This window comes from Streptomyces sp. NPDC005794 (genome assembly GCF_042871445.1).
Classification (GTDB): domain Bacteria; phylum Actinomycetota; class Actinomycetes; order Streptomycetales; family Streptomycetaceae; genus Streptomyces.
The window spans coordinates 1-19,477 of sequence record NZ_JBIAIN010000022.1; the positions used below are offsets into that span (position 1 = coordinate 1).

Below are 19,477 nucleotides of genomic sequence, written 5' to 3' on the forward strand. Positions count from 1 at the left end.
GCAGGGGGGACCCTGTGGGAGAGTAGGACGCCGCCGAACAATTATTCCGGGAAAGCCCCGTGCCCTTGTGGCACGGGGCTTTTCTGCGTTCACAGGACGAAACAGGCACGAACCCGGCGGCCGGTGAGTGTGCCGGCAGGGGTGTTCCGACGAGGCCGAAGTCGTCCGTCGGATGTCGTCGGAAGCTTCGAACCGCTGGTTTTGAGCACCCTCTTGTTCAGGGTATGCTTTATCTCGTTGCCGCAAGGCAGCAGGCCCCAATAGCTCAGTCGGTAGAGCGTCTCCATGGTAAGGAGAAGGTCTGCGGTTCGATTCCGCATTGGGGCTCAGCACTTGGAAAGGCCCCCGCCACTGGCGGGGGCCTTTCTCGTGTCGGGAGGAACCTCTAGGGCGTGTTGTCGAAACCCGCCCTAGCGGCTGTGCGGCTCCGGGACGCGCATGGCCAGGATGGCCATGTCGTCGGACGCGGGCTCTGCGGCGAAGCGCTCCACGGCTCGCAGGATGCGCCCCGCCACCGCTCCGGCCGTCAGGCCCGTACACACGGCGAGGACATCGGCCAGGCCGTCGTCGCCCAGCATGCGCGCACCCTCGCGGCGTTCGGTGACTCCGTCGGTCACACACAGGAGGACGTCGCCGGGTTCCAGGGTGACCTCCTGCTCGTACAGCTCGAGGTCCTCGATGACCCCCAGGAGCGGCTGCGGTTCGGCTGCCGCTTCCACGGAGCCGTCCTGGCGCAGACGTAGGGGGAGGGGATGGCCGGCACAGACCACCTTCAGGAGGGCGCTTCCGTCCTCCTGGGGCCACAATTCCCCGTAGAGCAGCGTGAGGAAGCGGCTGCGCGCGCCTTCGTCCAGGATGGCGGCGTTGAGTCGCTCCAGTACCGCGGGGCCACTGAACCCCTCACGGGCGAGCAGGCGCAAGGCATGGCGGGCGAGGCCCGTGACGGCGGCCGCCTCCGGGCCCGTACCGCAGACGTCGCCGATGGCGAAGCCGTAGGCACCGTCACGAATGGGGAAGACGTCGTAGAAGTCGCCGCCGACCTCGTTGCCCTCGCCGGCCGCACGGTAGATGACCTCGATCTCGACGTTGGGCACATCGGGCAGGCCGGGCGGCAGCAGGCTCCGCTGGAGCGACTGGCTGATGGCCATGCGCTCCGAGTACAGGCGGGCGTTGTCGAGAGCCAGAGCAGCCCGTCGGGACAGGTCCTCGGCCAGCTCCAGAATCTCCTGGCGGAAGTGCTCGTCGGACGGCTTGCCGAGCGTGAGCATGCCGATCACACGGTTCCTCGCCACGAGCGGCAGGACCACGGTCTCGCCTCCCACGGCAACCGCCGTGGCCAGGACGGTACGGACGGCTGCCCCCATGCTCAGGGGCGCGTTCCTGCCCAGAGTGCGCTTGGAGGTGCGCAGGGCGGCCTGATGACCTGCTTCCGTGGGCGCCGGCCAGATGCGGGCGCCAGGGGTGGGGACGGGTTCCGGCGGGTCGATGGAGGACAGCAGGGCCTTCAGGCCGTCGATGCGCTCCTCGTCCTCGTGGAGGACGTAGGAGAGATACGGCTCCGAGGACTGGTCCGCGATGGTGTAGACGGCGCACCAGGTGGCCAGCGTGGGCACGGTCATCTGTGCCATCAGGGCCAGTGTCTGATCCCTGTCCAGCGTGCCGGCCAGTAGATCGGAAGCCTCGACGAGGAAGGACAGCGAGCCGCGGCGCAGGCGCTCCAGCTCGCCGAGCCGGGCGGACTCGACGGCCAGCGCGATGCGGTCCGCGGCGAACTGCAGCCGCAGGGCCTCCTCGTTGGAGTACCGCCCGGCCGCTTCGGCAGCGACCCCGAGGGAGCCGGTGAGGCGGCCCTCGACCTTGAGCGGGACCGTGACGACCGACCGCATGCCGGTGTCGCTGAGCAGCGGGACGGCGCCCGGTACGACGGTGAGGTCCTCGTGGACGGCGGGCATGCGGGCGGAGCCGTAGCGGCCCGTGCCCGCCTCCACGGGGACCCGTGCGAAGCGCTGGCGTGCCGAAGGGAGGCCGGTGGTCGCGCGGACCTCCAGCTCCGTCTCGTCATCGGTGGCCAGCAGCAGGAAGGCGGCGTCGGCGTCCAGCATGTCGCGCGCCCGCTCGACCGTGCGCTGCAGCAGTCCGTCGAGGTCGTCGGGGGCGGGGGAGCCGATGAAGATTTCGAAGGGGTCCGTACTGCGGTTGTCCGCCGAGGGGTCGGAGACAGGGGCGCGCACCGGCCTCTGCAGCACGGCGCGCTCGTAATCGCGCACGAGGAGGCAGACGGTGGAGGGCTCGCCGTCGGCGTCACGGACTCTGAGGTGTGACGCGTACACAGGGATGACGCGGCCGTCGGCGCCGCGGATGCCGTAGCTGCCCTCCCACCGGGAGAGTCGCAGTGCGTCGGCGATGCCGGTGTTGGTGCCCGGGGTGTGCGGCCACGCCACGAAGTCGGTGAGCTGCTTGCCGTCGACCTGCTCCGCGGCGTACCCGAAGAGGAAGGAGGCGTCGTCGTTCCAGGAGACGATGGATCCGGATCCGTCGGTCTGGACGACAGCCACCCGTACGCGCTGTTCCGCTACCGGAAGCAGCGCGGTGGGCAGCACCGGGCTCGCCGAGCGCACACCCACGGGGCGTTCGGGGAGATCGAGCTGGAACCAGACATGTTTGTGCGTCGGGGTGTACTCGACGCCCCAGCGGGAAGCGAGAGCCGCGCAGAGCAGCAGGCCACGGCCGCCCTCACGGTCCGGGCTGCCGAAGTCGAGGCCGGAACTCTGGAGCGGGACCTCCCGCTCCGGGTAGTGGTCGGAGACCTCGACGCGTACACCGTCCTCGGTGCGCAGACACAGCACGTCGGCGGCTGTGCCGGCGTGCACGACCGCGTTGGTCACAAGTTCACTGGTAAGAACGACGGCGTCGTCAACGACGTCCGTGTAACCCCACCCCTGAAGGGTGTCGCGGACGAATGCGCGGGCGGTCGCGACCGAGCGTCCGACCGGATCGAAGGTGGCAGCCGCGCGCGCGGTGATCACAGCACTCCCCATATGGTGTCTCGTCGCTTCCCCGAGTCCTGTGCCCGTATATCGCCGCTTCGATTCGTCTGCCAGGCTAGACGCTCGCCAGGTGTCCCGGGTACACGAGGGCGGACTTGGGTTCGCAGGGCAGTCAGCGGTTGTGCGCCGGGCGCACAACTAAGGGGTCCCGGTGAGGGAAATGGGACGACCATGAGACCTTCCTCGCCCTCCCCTCCCGGCCTGGTACGTTTCAACGATTTGACGACCGCATAGTTACCCGTTGACGGTGTGCTGTGGCGGTGAGCCAAAGTGGAAGTGGGCAAGCTTCCGATAACGGCCCGAGCGATACGGTCAACCCCTGCGGGAGGGACACGGTGGAGTCTGGCGTGGCGGCGCGGGGTTCAGGAACGCGCACAAAAGGCGGGCAGTCCGTGAAAAAGCAGCGCAATGGGACCATTGACGTGGACGCGGCAGCTCTGAACAGACTGCTCGCGGCCCTCGTGGCGATGCGTGACGGCAACTTCCGCAGGCGGCTCACCGTCTCCGGCGACGGCGTACTCACGGAGATCGCCGCGGTCTTCAACGAGGTGGCCGACCGTAATCTGCACCTGACGGGCGAGCTCGCCCGTGTGCGGCGTGTGGTCGGGCGCGAAGGGAAACTCACCGAGCGCCTGGAGACCGGTGCCTGCGAGGGCTCCTGGGCTGCCGCGATCGACGCCTCCAACGAGCTCGTCGACGATCTGGCGCGACCCGTGTCCGAAGTCGGACGGGTACTCTCCGCCGTCGCCGACGGTGACCTCGAGCAACGGATGGAACTGCGTACCCACGCGGTGGACGAGACCGTACGCCCGTTGCGCGGGGAGTTCCTGAAGGTCGCCCGCACGGTCAACAACCTGGTCGACCAGTTGTCCGCGTTCACCGAACAGGTGACGCGGGTCGCGGTCGAAGTGGGTACCGAGGGCAAGCTGGGCGGTCAGGCCCAGGTCCGCGGCATGTCCGGGTCGTGGAAGGACCTCACGGACTCCGTGAACACCATGGCCTACCGGCTCACCGCACAGGTACGCGACATCGCCCTGGTGACGACGGCCGTGGCCAAGGGTGACCTGTCACGGAAGGTCACCGTCCATGTGGCCGGTGAGATGCTCCAGCTCAAGAACACCGTCAACACGATGGTGGACCAGCTGTCGTCGTTCTCCTCCGAGGTGACCCGCGTCGCCCGTGAGGTGGGTACCGAGGGCGAACTGGGCGGGCAGGCGACCGTGCCGGGGGTGGCCGGGGTCTGGAAGGACCTCACCGACTCCGTCAACACGATGGCCGGGAACCTCACGTCCCAGGTGCGCGGCATCGCCGAGGTGACGACGGCCGTCGCCAACGGCGACCTGTCGCAGAAGGTCACGGTGAGCGCCCGCGGCGAGGTCGCGCAGCTCGCCGAGACGATCAACCAGATGACCGAGACGCTGCGTACCTTCGCCGACGAGGTGACGCGCGTGGCGAGCGAGGTCGGTGGCGAGGGTCTGCTCGGTGGCCAGGCCCAGGTGCCGGGTGCCGCGGGGACCTGGAAGGACCTCACCGATTCGGTGAACACGGTCTTCCGGAACCTGACGACGCAGGTGCGTGACATCGCGCAGGTGACCACCGCGGTGGCCAGCGGTGACATGACGCAGAAGGTCACCGTCGATGTGGCCGGCGAGATGCTGGAGCTGAAGAACACCGTCAACACGATGGTGGACCAGCTCCAGGCCTTCGGCTCGGAGGTGACCCGGGTCGCCCGGGAGGTCGGCGTGGAGGGCCGTCTCGGCGGTCAGGCCGAAGTACCGGGGGCGGCGGGGACCTGGAAGGACCTCACCGACTCGGTGAACACCGCCTTCCGTAACCTCACGGGCCAGGTGCGTGACATCGCGCAGGTGACGACGGCCGTCGCCAACGGCGACCTGTCGCAGAAGGTCACCGTCGATGTGGCCGGCGAGATGCTGGAGCTGAAGAACACCGTCAACACGATGGTGGCGCAGCTGTCCAACTTCGCCGACCAGGTGACGCGGATGGCCCGGGACGTGGGCACGGAGGGCCGCCTGGGCGGTCAGGCGCGCGTCGACGGTGTCTCCGGTACCTGGAAGGAGCTCACCGACTCCGTCAACTTCATGGCCGGCAACCTCACCTCCCAGGTGCGGCAGATCGCCCAGGTGACCACGGCGGTGGCGCGGGGTGACCTGTCGCAGAAGATCGATGTGGACGCCCGGGGCGAGATCCTCGAGCTGAAGAACACCATCAACACGATGGTCGACCAGCTCTCCGCCTTCGCCGACCAGGTCACGCGGGTGGCCCGTGAGGTGGGCACGGACGGCCGTCTCGGCGGCCAGGCGCAGGTCCCCGGCGTGGCCGGCGTGTGGCGCGACCTGACCGACTCGGTGAACGGCATGGCGGGGAACCTCACCGCCCAGGTACGTAACATCGCGCAGGTCGCCACGGCGGTGGCACGGGGTGACCTGTCGCAGAAGATCGATGTGGACGCCCGGGGCGAGATCCTCGAGCTGAAGAACACCCTCAACACCATGGTCGACCAGCTCTCCAACTTCGCTGAGCAGGTGACCCGGGTCGCCCGCGAGGTGGGCACGGAGGGCATCCTCGGCGGGCAGGCAGAGGTGCAGGGCGTCTCCGGTACGTGGAAGGACCTCACCCAGTCCGTCAACGGCATGGCGAACAACCTCACCCTCCAGGTGCGCAACATCGCCGAGGTGACCACAGCGGTCGCCAAGGGTGATCTCTCCAAGAAGATCACCGTAGACGCCAAGGGCGAGATCCTCGAGCTGGTGACGACGGTCAACACGATGGTCGACCAGCTGCTCAACTTCGCCGACGAGGTGACGAGGGTCGCCCGCGAGGTGGGCACCGAGGGCATCCTGGGCGGCCAGGCGCGCGTGCGCGGTGCCACGGGCATCTGGAAGGACCTCAGCGACAACGTCAACCTGATGGCCAACAACCTGACCAGCCAGGTGCGCAACATCTCCCGGGTCTCCTCCGCGGTCGCCAACGGCGACCTGACGAAGAAGGTGACGGTCGAGGCGCGTGGCGAGGTCGCCGAACTCGCCGACACCGTCAACACGATGGTGACGACCCTGTCCTCGTTCGCCGACGAGGTGACCCGCGTGGCGCGCGAGGTGGGCACCGAGGGCGAGCTGGGCGGCCAGGCACGTGTCCCGGGTGTCTCGGGCACCTGGAAGGACCTCACCGAGTCGGTGAACTCGATGGCGTCGAACCTGACCGGGCAGGTGCGCCAGATCGCCACGGTCACGACGGCCATCGCCAAGGGGGATCTCACCAAGAAGATCGACATCGATGCGCGCGGCGAGATCCAGGAGCTGAAGAACACCATCAACACGATGGTCGACCAGCTCTCCTCGTTCGCCGAGCAGGTGACCCGGGTGGCCCGCGAGGTGGGCACCGAGGGGCAGCTGGGCGGGCAGGCGCGGGTCCGGGACGTCGACGGAACCTGGCGCGACCTCACCGAGTCGGTGAACGAGATGGCCGGGAACCTGACCCGTCAGGTGCGCGCCATCGCGGCCGTCGCCACCGCGGTGACCCGCGGTGATCTCAACCTCAAGATCGATGTCGACGCGGCCGGTGAGATCCAGGTCCTGCAGGACAACATCAATACGATGATCGCCAATCTGCGCGACACCACGCTGGCCAACAAGGAGCAGGACTGGCTCAAGGGCAACCTCGCCAGGATCTCCGGTCTGATGCAGGGCCGCCGCGATCTGGACGACGTCGCCTCGCTGATCATGAGCGAGCTGACTCCGGTCGTCTCCGCCCAGCACGGTGCGTTCTTCCTGGCCATGACCACCGGCGACGGCGTCGGGTCGGACGCCGGTAACGAGAGCTCGTACGAGCTGCGCATGCGCGGCAGTTACGGCTATTCGGCGGGCTCCATGCCGACCTCCTTCCGGCCCGGTGAGACGCTCATCGGCACGGCGGCCGAGGAGAAGCGGACGATCCAGGTGGACAATGTGCCGCCGGGCTATCTGAAGATCTCCTCAGGACTCGGTGAGGCCCCGCCCGCACACGTGATCGTGCTTCCGGTGCTCTTCGAGGGCCAGGTGCTCGGTGTCATCGAACTGGCGTCGTTCCAGCCGTTCACACACATTCAGCGGGACTTCCTCAACCAGCTCGCCGAGATGATCGCCACGAGCGTCAACACCATCAGCGTCAACACGAAGACCGAGAAGCTCCTCGAACAGTCCCAGGAGCTCACCGAGCAGCTGCGCGACCGTTCACAGGAGCTCGAGAACCGGCAGAAGGCGCTGCAGGCGTCCAACGCCGAGCTGGAGGAGAAGGCGGAACTGCTGGCTCAGCAGAACCGTGACATCGAGGTGAAGAACACCGAGATCGAGGAGGCGCGGCAGGTCCTGGAGGAACGCGCCGAGCAGCTCGCCGTCTCGATGCGCTACAAGTCGGAGTTCCTGGCCAACATGTCGCACGAGCTGCGTACGCCGCTCAACTCGCTGCTCATCCTGGCCAAGCTGCTCGCGGACAACGCCGAGGGCAATCTCTCGCCGAAGCAGGTGGAGTTCGCCGAGACGATCCACGGGGCGGGTTCCGACCTGCTCCAGCTGATCAACGACATCCTCGACCTGTCCAAGGTCGAGGCGGGCAAGATGGACGTCAGTCCGACCCGGATCGCACTGGTGCAGCTGGTCGACTACGTGGAGGCGACCTTCCGGCCGCTCACCGCGGAGAAGGGGCTCGACTTCTCCGTACGGGTGTCTCCGGAGCTGCCCGCCACGCTGCACACGGACGAGCAGCGGCTGCTGCAGGTCCTGCGCAACCTCCTGTCCAACGCGGTGAAGTTCACCGACAGCGGCGCCGTGGAGCTGGTCATCCGGCCGGCCGGCGCCGATGTGCCGAACGCCATCAGGGAGCACCTGCTGGAGGCCGGTTCGCTGCAGGACGCCGACGGCGACCTGATCGCCTTCTCGGTCACCGACACCGGAATCGGCATCGCGTCCAGCAAGATGCTGGTGATCTTCGAGGCGTTCAAGCAGGCGGACGGTACGACCAGCCGCAAGTACGGGGGGACCGGACTCGGCCTCTCCATCAGCCGGGAGATCGCCCGTCTGCTGGGCGGCGAGATCCACGCGGCGAGCGAACCCGGACGTGGGTCGACCTTCACGCTGTACCTGCCCCTGCACCCGAGCGAGCTGCCTCCGCAGGGCTACCCGCAGATGGGGCCCGGCCCCATCGAGGTCCACGCGAAGTCCGCCGAGGATGCCCTGCACCTGGAGGCGTCGCAGGGCAACGGGACCGGGCTGCCCCTGGGCGACCCCGCCAACTCCGCCGGGGTGTTCCGCCGCCGGCGCAAGGCCCTGGGGGGCGCGGCGCAACGCCCCGCCCTGGCGAACGGCAGGTCCGTGGAGGAGAGCCAGGCGCCGGAGGAGTGGGTGCAGAGCGCGCCGGAGGAGCAGGAACCCCGCCGGACGTTCCGGTTCCACGGGGAGAAGGTGCTGATCGTCGACGACGACATCCGCAATGTCTTCGCCCTCACCAGCGTGCTGGAGCAGCACGGCCTGTCGGTGCTGTACGCGGAGAACGGCCGCGAGGGCATCGAAGTCCTCGAGCAGCACGACGATGTAACGATCGTTCTGATGGACATCATGATGCCCGAGATGGATGGCTATGCGACGACGACAGCGATCCGCCGGATGCCGCAGTTCGCAGGGCTGCCGATCGTCGCGCTGACCGCCAAGGCCATGAAGGGCGACCGCGAGAAGGCGATCGACTGCGGGGCCTCCGACTACGTGACCAAGCCGGTCGATTCCGATCACCTGCTGTCAGTGATGGAGAACTGGATGCGAGGAGAGTGACCGTCCGGGGAGTGACTCACCGGAATCCGTCGGCTCGCTGTGTCCGGAAGGGTGTGAGTGAGCGGATTCCGGGGAACCTTCTGGGCTTCGGCCGCGTTTTCGCCTATGTGCACAGTGACATCGCGGTGACAGGGTGTGGTGACGGGCGGGGTGCGGCTACCATGACCGGCACAAGGACGGACGGCGTAAGGGAGTCGTCCCCTGGGGCGGCACCCGGTGCGATTCCGGGGCGAGGAGGACGGGCCATGGTGCAGAAGGCCAAGATCCTCCTGGTCGATGACCGGCCGGAGAATCTGCTGGCGCTGGAGGCCATCCTCTCTGCGCTCGATCAGACACTGGTACGGGCATCGTCAGGGGAGGAAGCGCTCAAGGCGCTGCTCACGGACGATTTCGCGGTCATTCTGCTGGACGTACAGATGCCCGGCATGGACGGATTCGAGACGGCCGCGCACATCAAGCGGCGGGAGCGGACCCGGGACATCCCGATCATCTTCCTGACCGCGATCAACCACGGCCCGCATCACACCTTCCGGGGTTATGCGGCGGGTGCCGTGGACTACATCTCGAAGCCCTTCGACCCCTGGGTGCTGCGCGCCAAGGTCTCGGTGTTCGTCGAGCTGTACATGAAGAACTGTCAGCTGCGTGAACAGGCGGCGCTGCTACGACTCCAGCTCGAGGGCGGTGCCCACCAGGGCGCCGACGAGAAGGAGCCGGCGGGTCTGCTCGCCGAGCTCTCGGCGCGGCTCGCCGCGGTCGAGGAGCAGGCGGAGGCTCTCTCCAAACAGCTGGACGACGAATCGGCGGACGCGGCCGCCGTGGCCACCGCCGCCCATCTCGAGCGCAAGCTCACCGGACTGCGCCGGGCGCTCGACGCACTGGAGCCCGGGGCGGGCGGTTCCGGGGCCACCCTGCCCTCGCAGAGCTGACCTGCGGCGACTGAGTGTGCGTCAGTTTCGCTCCTCTGCAAGGGCGACACGGACGGGTGAAGCCGTAGGCACACGTGTCCACCGGCGTCGGCACCGGTAACCTCAGTCACATGGCCTCACGTACGTCCGGCAAGGGTTCCCTGGGCACGGCGGGCACCGCGAAGCGTGCCGGTCGTACCCAGGGACCGGCGAAGAAAGCCGCGCCCGCCAAGAAGGCGGCTCCGAAGAAGACCGCGTCCGTCAAAAAGGCGCCCGCCAAGAAGGCCGCGGCGAAGAAGGTCGCGCCCAAGCCCGCACCGTCCCCCACCGGGGGTGTGTACAGGCTCGTCCGTGCGCTGTGGCTGGGTACCGCGCACGGCGTCGGGGCGGTGTTCCGCTCCATAGGGCGCGGTGCCAAGGGGCTGGACCCGGCACACCGCAAGGACGGACTCGCCCTGCTGCTCCTCGGCCTCGCGCTGGTCGTGGCGGCGGGCACCTGGTCGCATCTGCGGGGCCCCGTCGGCGATCTCGTCGAGATGCTCGTGACCGGGGCGTTCGGCCGGCTCGATCTGCTGGTGCCGATACTGCTGGGCGCCGTCGCCGTGCGGCTGATCCTCTATCCGGAGAAGCCCGAGGCCAACGGCCGTATCGTCATCGGGCTCTCCGCTCTCGTCATCGGTGTGCTCGGCCAGGTCCACATCGCCTGTGGATCGCCCGGCCGCGAGGACGGCACCGGGGCCATGCAGGACGCGGGCGGACTGATCGGATGGGGCGCTTCCCAGCCTCTCGTCTTCATGATGGGCGCGGTCCTCGCCGTCCCTCTGCTTCTGCTGCTGACGGTCTTCGGCCTGCTGGTCGTCACCGCCACCCCGGTCAACGCCATCCCCCGCAGGCTGCGGCAGCTCGGCGTCAGGCTCGGCATCGTCGACCCGGTGTACGTACCGGGCGAGGAGGACGGGAGCGACGACGAGCGGTACGACGAACAGTGGCGCGAGGCGCTGCCCGAGCGCTCGCGGCGCTCCTCGCCCCGCGGTTCGGATCCGGACGGCGTGTACGACCCGGATCATGCCGAGGGCGAGGCGCTGGCCAAGCGGCGCAAGCCCCGCAGGTCCTCCGCCCAGCCTGCGATGAACCGCACCATGGACGCCGTCGACGTCGCGGCCGCCGCTGCCGCAGCGCTCGACGGGGCTGTGCTCAACGGCATGCCCCCCTCGCCGGTCGTCGCCGATCTGACCCAGGGCGTCTCCACGGACCGGGACCGGGAGTGGACCGGCACCCCGGTTCCCGGCGCGCGGTCGGCGGAGAAGGCTCCGCCCGGTCGCAAGGGCTCGGAGACGGGCACGGTGAAGGGCTCCTCGTCCACAGGTGGAGTGCCCGATCTGACGAAACCCGCCCCCGAGCGGTCCGAGCCGCTGCCCGCCCGTGCCGAACAGCTCCAGCTGTCCGGCGACATCACCTACTCGCTGCCCTCGCTGGACCTGCTGGAGCGCGGGGGTCCCGGCAAGACGCGCAGTGCCGCGAACGACGTGGTCGTCGCCTCGCTGACCAACGTCTTCACCGAGTTCAAGGTCGACGCCTCCGTCACCGGCTTCACCCGCGGCCCGACCGTCACCCGGTACGAGGTGGAACTCGGCCCCGCCGTCAAGGTCGAGCGGATCACCGCCCTCACCAAGAACATCGCCTACGCGGTGGCGAGCCCGGACGTCCGGATCATCTCCCCGATCCCCGGCAAATCCGCAGTCGGTATCGAGATCCCCAACTCCGACCGGGAGATGGTCAACCTCGGCGACGTCCTGCGTCTCGCGGACGCGGCTGAGGACGACCACCCCATGCTGGTCGCACTCGGCAAGAACGTCGAGGGCGGATACGAGATGGCCAACCTGGCGAACATGCCGCACGTCCTGGTCGCCGGTGCGACCGGTTCCGGCAAGTCCTCCTGCATCAACTGTCTGATCACCTCGGTCATGGTGCGGGCGACGCCGGAGGAAGTGCGGATGGTGCTCGTCGACCCGAAGCGGGTCGAGCTCACGGCCTACGAGGGCATTCCGCACCTCATCACGCCCATCATCACCAACCCGAAGAAGGCCGCCGAGGCGCTCCAGTGGGTCGTGCGGGAGATGGACCTCCGCTACGACGACCTCGCGGCCTACGGCTTCAGGCACATCGACGACTTCAACCACGCGGTACGCACCGGCAAGGCCAAGGCCCCCGAGGGAAGCGAGCGGGAGCTCTCGGCCTACCCGTACCTGCTGGTCATCGTCGACGAGCTGGCGGACCTCATGATGGTGGCCCCGCGCGACGTCGAGGACTCCATCGTCCGGATCACCCAGCTGGCGCGCGCCGCCGGCATCCATCTGGTGCTCGCCACGCAGCGCCCCTCGGTCGACGTCGTGACAGGTCTGATCAAGGCCAACGTGCCCTCCCGGCTCGCCTTCGCGACCTCGTCGCTCGCGGACAGCCGGGTCATCCTCGACCAGCCGGGGGCCGAGAAGCTCATCGGGAAGGGCGACGGACTGTTCCTGCCGATGGGAGCGAACAAGCCCACCCGTATGCAGGGGGCCTTCGTCACCGAGGCCGAGGTCGCGGCTGTCGTCCAGCACTGCAAGGATCAGATGGCGCCGGTCTTCCGCGAGGACGTGGTGGTCGGCACGAAGCAGAAGAAGGAGATCGACGAGGACATCGGCGACGACCTCGATCTGCTCTGCCAGGCGGCCGAGCTGGTCGTGTCCACCCAGTTCGGCTCGACATCGATGCTCCAGCGCAAGCTGCGGGTGGGCTTCGCGAAGGCCGGTCGTCTGATGGACCTGATGGAGTCGCGCAACATTGTGGGTCCCAGCGAGGGTTCCAAGGCGCGCGATGTCATGGTGAAACCGGACGAACTCGACGGCGTGTTGGCCGTCATCCGCGGGGAATCCGCTTCGTAAGAGTTTGCGGGCAACCGTTTCGCCCGGTCGTACGTCAAGTTGAAAGGAGGAGTAGCGGGATGATCCGTCGCGCGCTCCGTCCTGTGTCCTGCCCGAGGGGCTGCCCGGCGAACCCGATGGCGTACAAAGTCGTCGCTCCCGGTTGCCCCACCCTTTCGTACCACCCCTAGACTGAACATCCAGCAGGTGGCTCACGCTCGAAAGGCGCCCCCGTGTCCATCGGCAACTCCCCCGAAGACGACCGGCCTTCGATCGGTCGCGTGCTTCAGCAGGCTCGTATCGCCGCAGGTCTGACGGTCGAGGAAGTCAGCAGCTCCACCCGGGTGCGCATCCCCATCGTGCACGCGATCGAGGAGGACGACTTCTCCCGCTGCGGCGGTGACGTGTACGCCCGCGGCCATATCCGCATGCTCGCCCGGGCCGTCCGGCTCGACCCCGATCCGCTGATCGCGGAGTTCGACGCCGAGCACGGCGGCCGCCCCGCTCCCACTCCCGCGGCGCCGCTGTTCGAGGCGGAGCGGATCCGCTCCGAACCCCGTCGGCCCAACTGGACCGCGGCCATGGTCGCCGCGATCGTCGCCGTGGTCGGCTTCGTCGGCTTCACACTCTTCAGCGGCGAGGACAAGGGTTCGGGCTCGGCGCAGGTCGCCGAGGGCTCGACATCCGACAAGACCACTCCCAAGCCCACCACGACCAAGCCCGCCGACCCCAAGCCCGTTCCCTCCGAAAGCGCCATCGCCGCAGCTCCGCGGGACAAGGTGACGGTCAGGCTCAGCGCCACCGAAGGCAAGAGCTGGATCTCCGCCAAGGACCACAACGGACGACTGCTCTTCGATGGTCTGCTGGCCCAGGGAGATTCCAAGACCTTCCAGGACAAGGAGCGGGTCGACCTCGTTCTCGGTGACGCCGGAGCGATCGATCTCTTCGTGAACGGCAAGAAGCTCGACGATCAGTTCGAAGCGGGTCAGGTCGAAAGGCTCTCGTACACCAAGGGTGACCCCGAGGTCGGCTGACCTCTCCGCCCGCGCTTTTCCCGACGGTGAGTGCCCGGCAGTCCGGCCGGACACTCACCGTCGGCGTTCTCCGGGTCGTTCGTGGTCCCTCGGCTTCACCCACTGTTCGGTCACTCCCCGTAGCAGTGAACCCTGCACGGTAGGGCGAGTGCCGGGACAAAGTAGTCTTGAGCCCATGCCCGAACGCCGTACCGTCGCCCTTGTCACTCTCGGCTGCGCCCGTAACGAGGTGGACTCGGAGGAGCTTGCAGGCCGCTTGGCAGCGGACGGCTGGGAGCTCGTCGAGAACGCCACGGACGCGGATGTCGCCGTCGTCAACACCTGTGGGTTCGTCGAAGCCGCCAAGAAGGACTCCGTCGATGCCCTGCTCGAAGCCAACGATCTGAAGGATCACGGCAGAACCCAGGCCGTCGTGGCCGTCGGCTGCATGGCCGAGCGCTATGGCAAGGATCTTGCCGAGGCGCTGCCGGAAGCGGACGGAGTCCTCGGATTCGACGACTACGCCGACATCTCCGACCGCCTGCAGACCATCCTCAACGGTGGCATCCACGCCTCCCACACCCCGCGCGACCGTCGCAAGCTGCTGCCGATCAGTCCGGCCGAGCGGCAGGACGCCGCCGTCGCGCTGCCGGGGCACTCCCAGGAGATCGCGCCGGCCCCCGCGGACCTGCCGGAGGGTGTCGCGCCGGTCTCCGGGCCGCGAGCACCGCTGCGCCGCAGGCTGGGGACCAGCCCGGTCGCCTCGGTGAAGCTCGCCTCGGGCTGTGACCGACGGTGCTCGTTCTGCGCCATCCCGTCCTTCCGCGGCTCGTTCATCTCGCGGCGCCCCTCCGACGTACTCGGAGAGACCCGCTGGCTCGCCGAGCAGGGCGTCAAGGAGGTCATGCTCGTCTCCGAGAACAACACCTCGTACGGCAAGGACCTCGGGGACATCAGGCTCCTGGAGACCCTGCTGCCCGAGCTCGCCGACGTCGACGGGATCGAGCGGATCCGCGTCAGCTACCTGCAGCCCGCCGAGATGCGGCCGGGGCTGATCGACGTACTCACCTCGACGCCCAAGGTCGCCCCCTACTTCGACCTCTCGTTCCAGCACTCCGCCCCCGGGGTCCTGCGCGCGATGCGGCGGTTCGGTGATACGGACCGGTTCCTCGAACTCCTCGACACCATTCGGACGAAGGCGCCGCAGGCCGGTGCGCGGTCGAACTTCATCGTGGGCTTCCCCGGTGAGACCGAGGCCGACCTCGCCGAGCTGGAACGCTTCCTCACCGGCGCGCGCCTGGACGCGATCGGGGTCTTCGGCTACTCCGACGAGGAGGGCACCGAGGCGGTCGGTTACGAGAACAAGCTGGACGCCGACGTCATCGCGGAGCGCCTTGCGCACATCTCGCAGCTCGCCGAGGAGCTGACCTCGCAGCGTGCCGAGGAACGGGTCGGCGAAACGCTTCAGGTTCTCGTCGAGTCCGTGGAATCCGAGGAGGACGGGCCCGTGGCGGTGGGCCGAGCCGCCCACCAGGCGCCGGAAACGGACGGCCAGGTCGTCTTCACCGCACGCGAAGGCCTCGTGCCGGGCCGTATGGTCGAAGCGAAGGCAGTGGGCACCGAGGGAGTGGACCTCGTGGCCGAACACCACGAGCTTGCGGAGGCGGCCAGATGACGGGAGCCCCGGCATCCGCGGCAGGCGGCTCCGGCGCGACGCCGGCGCACCGCGGCGGCAAGCTGGGTGCGGCGGCCGTCAATCAGGCCGGTCTGTGGAACATCGCGAACATCCTCACGATGCTGCGGCTGCTGCTCGTCCCGGGCTTTGTCATGCTCCTCCTGCACGACGGTGGCTACGACCCCGTCTGGCGGGCGTTCGCCTGGGCGGCCTTCGCCGTCGCGATGATCACGGATGTCTTCGACGGTCATCTGGCGCGCGCGTACAACCTGGTCACCGATTTCGGGAAGATCGCCGACCCGATCGCGGACAAGGCGATCATGGGTGCGGCACTGATCTGTCTGTCCTGGCTCGGCGATCTCCCGTGGTGGATCACCGGCGTGATCCTCTTCCGTGAGCTCGGCATCACGCTCATGCGTTTCTGGGTCATCCGGCACTCGGTGATCCCGGCCAGCCGCGGCGGGAAGATCAAGACCCTGGCCCAGGGCATTGCTGTGGGTATGTACGTCCTGGCGCTGACGGGCCCCCTGGCGACCCTGCGCTTCTGGGTGATGATGGCCGCTGTCGTGCTGACGGTCGTCACCGGCCTCGACTACGTGCGGCAGGCCGTCGTGTTGCGTCGCCGCGGGCTCGCGGCCGAACGGGCCGCCGCCATGGAAGCGGTCGCGGTGGCAGCGGACGGGGAGGACGGCGCCGGGCGCTACGCCACGGATGAAATGAGCGGGGCGGCCGAAGGCGTGGTGGAGCCCCTCGGGAAACGCGTGGCGGGCAGTCGGGGCGCCGCGGAGGCGGAGCGGTGACGTCCGTGGCGGCCCGGGTGCTGCGGCAGCTGCAGGAGCGCGGTGAGACGCTCGGCGTCGCCGAATCCCTCACCGGCGGTCTGGTGGCGGCTGAGCTGACTTCCGTGCCGGGCGCCTCGCGGTGCTTCCGCGGGTCCGTCACGGCGTACGCCACGCCCCTGAAGCGCGATGTACTGGGTGTCGACGGCGTGCTGCTGGCCGAGCGCGGAGCGGTGGACCCGGAGGTCGCCCAGGCGATGGCCGCCGGCGTGCGCAGGGTCCTCGGCGCGGACTGGGGCGTATCGACCACCGGGGTCGCGGGCCCGGAGCCGCAGGACGGCAAGCCGGTCGGAACGGTCTTCATAGCCGTTTCCGGGCCTGGTGGCGTACGGAAAGTGGCCGAGCTGCGGTTGAACGGCGGGCGCGCGGACATCCGTAAAGAGACGGTGCGGAGCCTGCTCGAGTTGCTCTCCGGCGAACTCGGCGAAGATGCGAGGGCACAGGATACGGAACAGAACGGGGGGAATTGATGTTTGCAGCCCTGAGTGAACACGACATCGCTCCCCGCACGGCCGCAGCGCAAGGCGGTACGGTGGGGCGTGAAGGATGCGGCTACGCGGTCCGAGGAGGGAGCCACCGATGATTCTGCTCCGTCGCCTGCTTGGTGACGTGCTGCGTCGGCAGCGCCAGCGCCAAGGCCGTACTCTGCGCGAAGTCTCCTCGTCCGCCCGAGTCTCGCTCGGCTATCTCTCCGAGGTGGAGCGGGGGCAGAAGGAGGCATCCTCCGAACTGCTCTCCGCCATTTGCGACGCGCTGGACGTACGGATGTCCGAGCTCATGCGTGAAGTGAGCGATGAACTGTCGCTGGCTGAGCTGGCCGAGTCGGCAGCAGCCAGTGATGCGGTGCCTGTGCCGGTTCGCCCGATGCTCAATTCCGTCTCCGTTGCGTCGGTCGCCGGCGTACCGACGGGACGGGTGACCATCAAGGCGCCTGCGGAAGCGGTGGATGTCGTCGCCGCCTGACCGCGCGGTTCGTGGTGAACGAAGCCCCGGTCGGCCCCTCAACGGGCCGGCCGGGGCTTTCGCGTGTCGCGGTGTGTGCGGGGCGGTTCGCGGGGCACGCGCGAAGTGAGGCCGGGAGGCGTCTCTCGGAGGTGATTCTCCGGAGCAGCCACCGTGTGACCGTTTTGCTCCATATGTGGCATCGTGGACGAGTGGTAGGCCGAACAGCTATCTGAACGGAGAAGTGCATGTCTGTCGTGAAGAGCGCCTTGTCCGAGGTTGACCGCAAGGTCGTGGGGGACGCGCTGCAAGGCGCGCTGGTCGACCTGGTCGACCTCTCCCTGGTGGCCAAGCAGGTCCACTGGAATGTGGTCGGCCCGCGCTTCCGCTCCGTGCACCTTCAGCTCGACGAGGTCGTGGACACGGCGCGGCAGCACTCGGACACGGTCGCGGAGAGGGCTTCCGCGGTCGGCGTCAACCCGGACGGCCGGTCCCGGACGCTCGCGAAGACCACTGCCATCGATGCGGTGCCCGACGGCTGGATCAAGGACGTGGACGCGGTACGCGTGCTCGTCGACGCCCTGCGCGTGGTCGTCGACCGCATGCGGGAGCGGATCGAGGCGACCGACGAACCGGATCCCATCAGCCAGGACATCCTGATCACCCTCACCGCGGATCTTGAGAAGCACGCGTGGATGTTCCAGGCGGAGAGTGCCTGAAACAGCGAACGCGAGGAAGGAGCCACCGTGACGGACAAGAAGGCCATGGACAAGCTCAAGGGCAAGGCCAAGGAAGCGACCGGCAAGGTGACCGGCGACCGCCGCAAGGAAGCCGAAGGCAAGTCCGACCAGGCCAAGGCCAGGGCGGAGGGCGCCCTGGGTGCAACCGGCGACCGCGTCAAGGGCATGAAGGATTCCCTCACCGACGACGACAGGTAGGGAAAGCGCCCCTCCGGTGCCCCTGCGGATTCGGTGAATCCCCGGGGGCACCGGCATGTCTGCGTGTCGGGGCTCCGACCTGTCCGAGGCTCCGGCGGATCGGGCCGCGGGATGCAGCCGGCGCGGACCCGGGGGAAACTGCGAGGGCGGGCCGTGGTCCCCCTCTCCCGACGGCTGGTCCGAGGGGAGGGCGTGCAGTGTCGTCCCGTCGGCGCGGCGCACGCCGGTAGTTGCACCGGTGCGCCCTCCCGCCAGGAGATCGTGCCGTACTAGCGTCGGCCGGAGGAGGCAGCCATGGTGCGGCGATGGGTCCTGGCGCTTGTCATCGGTGGCCTGTGGTGGTGGGCCGTGGTGCGGTTGCTTCTGGAGCCGGAACACGCCGGGCTGGTCGAAGGCGCCGTGGCGGCCGGTGGGTGGGGGCTGAGCCTCCTGCCCGTACACGCGGCCTCCGCGGTGCGGTCGGTGGCGGACGCCGATGAGCCTGGGGCGACCCGGACGGACATATCCTCCTAGGCTGGCCGCTTCAGCAGCCTGGTCCGGCCGTTCTCAGCCGGTGGGCCCGGACTGGCAGTGCGGGCACCAGTAGGCGGGACGGTCGTCGCGGTCCGCCAGACGGATGGGTGTGCGGCAGCGCAGGCAGGGGCGGCCTGCCCGTCCGTAGACGAAGAGACGCTCCCGCGTGCGGATGCGGGACATGGCCGGGGTCGCCCCGGTCGTGGTCCGGATCGGCCGGTCGCGGTTGGCCTCCAGGAGCTGCTTGGCAGTGCCGACCAGACGCGTGGCGACGGGCAGGGGCAGCTCGCCCACCGGCTGCCACGGCGTCGCCCGGGCCATGAAACAGAGCTCGCACATGTAGACATTGCCGATACCGGCCAGGTTGCGCTGGTCCAGGAGCGCGTCCCCGACGCGCCGCTCGGGGTCGGCGAGCAGATTGCGCAGAGCGGTGTCCGGATCCCAGTCAGGGCCCAGCAGATCGGGACCCAGATGGCCGACGACCTGCTCCTCGTCCTCGGTACGGAGCAGCTCGAGGACGGGCAGACGGTAGCCGACGGCGCTGTGCTCCGCTGTGGCGAGGACGGCGCGGATCTGGTGGGCAGGACCGCCTCGCCAGCGCTCGCCGTGGTCGTACACGCGCCAGGCGCCGTCCATGCGCAGATGGCTGTGGAGGGTGAGGCCGCCGTGGAACCGGGTGAGCAGATGCTTGCCGCGTGCTGTCACGTCCAGCACGGTCCGGCCGGTCAGGTCGGCTGTGGCGAACCGGGGGACCCGCAGGTCGGAGACCGTCAGCACCTGACCGGCGAGTGCCGCGTCGAGGCGTCGGGCGGTCTGCAGGACGGTGTCACCTTCGGGCATGCATCCATGATGCGCGGACATGTCGGTGCGTGGTGTGTCGGTG

Annotated in this window: 13 protein-coding genes and 1 tRNA gene; 12 read left to right on the top strand and 2 right to left on the bottom strand. The window is 68.7% G+C overall.

The genetic code is table 11. The annotated features are described in order from the left end of the window. Positions 1–254: 254 nt before the first annotated feature. Positions 255–327: transfer RNA gene (locus ACFYQ5_RS29320), tRNA-Thr, on the top strand. Positions 328–410: 83 nt separating this feature from the next. On the opposite strand, the gene ACFYQ5_RS29325 is transcribed toward ACFYQ5_RS29320, so the two are convergent. Beyond that, on the bottom strand, positions 411–3,026 hold the full coding sequence (locus ACFYQ5_RS29325) for a SpoIIE family protein phosphatase (protein ID WP_389201879.1): 2,616 nt from the start codon (positions 3,024–3,026) through the stop codon (positions 411–413). A 413-nt stretch (positions 3,027–3,439) separates the two neighbouring features. On the opposite strand from ACFYQ5_RS29325, the gene ACFYQ5_RS29330 reads away from it, so the two are divergent. From ACFYQ5_RS29330 to ACFYQ5_RS29380, 11 genes are all read left to right on the top strand, one after another. Next, on the top strand, positions 3,440–8,866 hold the full coding sequence (locus tag ACFYQ5_RS29330; protein ID WP_389201880.1) for a HAMP domain-containing protein: 5,427 nt from the start codon (positions 3,440–3,442) through the stop codon (positions 8,864–8,866). A 245-nt stretch (positions 8,867–9,111) separates the two neighbouring features. Further along, positions 9,112–9,792 (top strand): two-component system response regulator, encoded by a 681-nt coding sequence (locus tag ACFYQ5_RS29335; protein ID WP_389201881.1) that lies wholly within the window; start codon positions 9,112–9,114, stop codon positions 9,790–9,792. Between the two features lie 110 nt (positions 9,793–9,902). After that, entirely contained in the window at positions 9,903–12,695 is a 2,793-nt protein-coding gene (locus ACFYQ5_RS29340) for a DNA translocase FtsK (protein WP_389201883.1), read from the top strand. A gap of 212 nt (positions 12,696–12,907) precedes the next feature. Further along, the gene (locus ACFYQ5_RS29345) at positions 12,908–13,708 is read left to right on the top strand and encodes a helix-turn-helix domain-containing protein (protein ID WP_389201884.1); all 801 of its coding nucleotides are present in this window, start codon (positions 12,908–12,910) and stop codon (positions 13,706–13,708) included. A 175-nt stretch (positions 13,709–13,883) separates the two neighbouring features. Continuing rightward, positions 13,884–15,362 (top strand): 30S ribosomal protein S12 methylthiotransferase RimO, encoded by a 1,479-nt coding sequence (gene rimO / locus ACFYQ5_RS29350; RefSeq protein ID WP_389201886.1) that lies wholly within the window; start codon positions 13,884–13,886, stop codon positions 15,360–15,362. After that, complete coding sequence (gene pgsA, locus ACFYQ5_RS29355) at positions 15,359–16,162, top strand: CDP-diacylglycerol--glycerol-3-phosphate 3-phosphatidyltransferase (protein ID WP_389201887.1); 804 nt, start codon at positions 15,359–15,361, stop codon at positions 16,160–16,162. Before rimO ends, pgsA begins: the two co-directional genes overlap by 4 nt. Then, a complete protein-coding gene (locus ACFYQ5_RS29360) occupies positions 16,159–16,671 on the top strand; it encodes a CinA family protein (RefSeq protein WP_389201888.1) in 513 nt (170 codons plus the stop codon). Before pgsA ends, ACFYQ5_RS29360 begins: the two co-directional genes overlap by 4 nt. A 109-nt stretch (positions 16,672–16,780) precedes the next feature. Next, entirely contained in the window at positions 16,781–17,164 is a 384-nt protein-coding gene (locus ACFYQ5_RS29365) for a helix-turn-helix domain-containing protein (protein ID WP_014153702.1), read from the top strand. Between the two features lie 227 nt (positions 17,165–17,391). Then, positions 17,392–17,862 (top strand): Dps family protein, encoded by a 471-nt coding sequence (locus tag ACFYQ5_RS29370; RefSeq protein ID WP_389201891.1) that lies wholly within the window; start codon positions 17,392–17,394, stop codon positions 17,860–17,862. A 27-nt stretch (positions 17,863–17,889) separates the two neighbouring features. Next, complete coding sequence (locus ACFYQ5_RS29375; RefSeq protein ID WP_389201893.1) at positions 17,890–18,081, top strand: CsbD family protein; 192 nt, start codon at positions 17,890–17,892, stop codon at positions 18,079–18,081. A gap of 294 nt (positions 18,082–18,375) precedes the next feature. Further along, positions 18,376–18,594 (top strand): hypothetical protein, encoded by a 219-nt coding sequence (locus tag ACFYQ5_RS29380; RefSeq protein WP_389201894.1) that lies wholly within the window; start codon positions 18,376–18,378, stop codon positions 18,592–18,594. Positions 18,595–18,627: 33 nt separating this feature from the next. Here ACFYQ5_RS29380 and ACFYQ5_RS29385 read toward each other — a convergent pair whose 3' ends face one another. Continuing rightward, positions 18,628–19,434, bottom strand: a complete 807-nt coding sequence (locus ACFYQ5_RS29385) for an Fpg/Nei family DNA glycosylase (protein ID WP_389201895.1) — start codon at positions 19,432–19,434, stop codon at positions 18,628–18,630. Positions 19,435–19,477 lie beyond the last annotated feature (43 nt).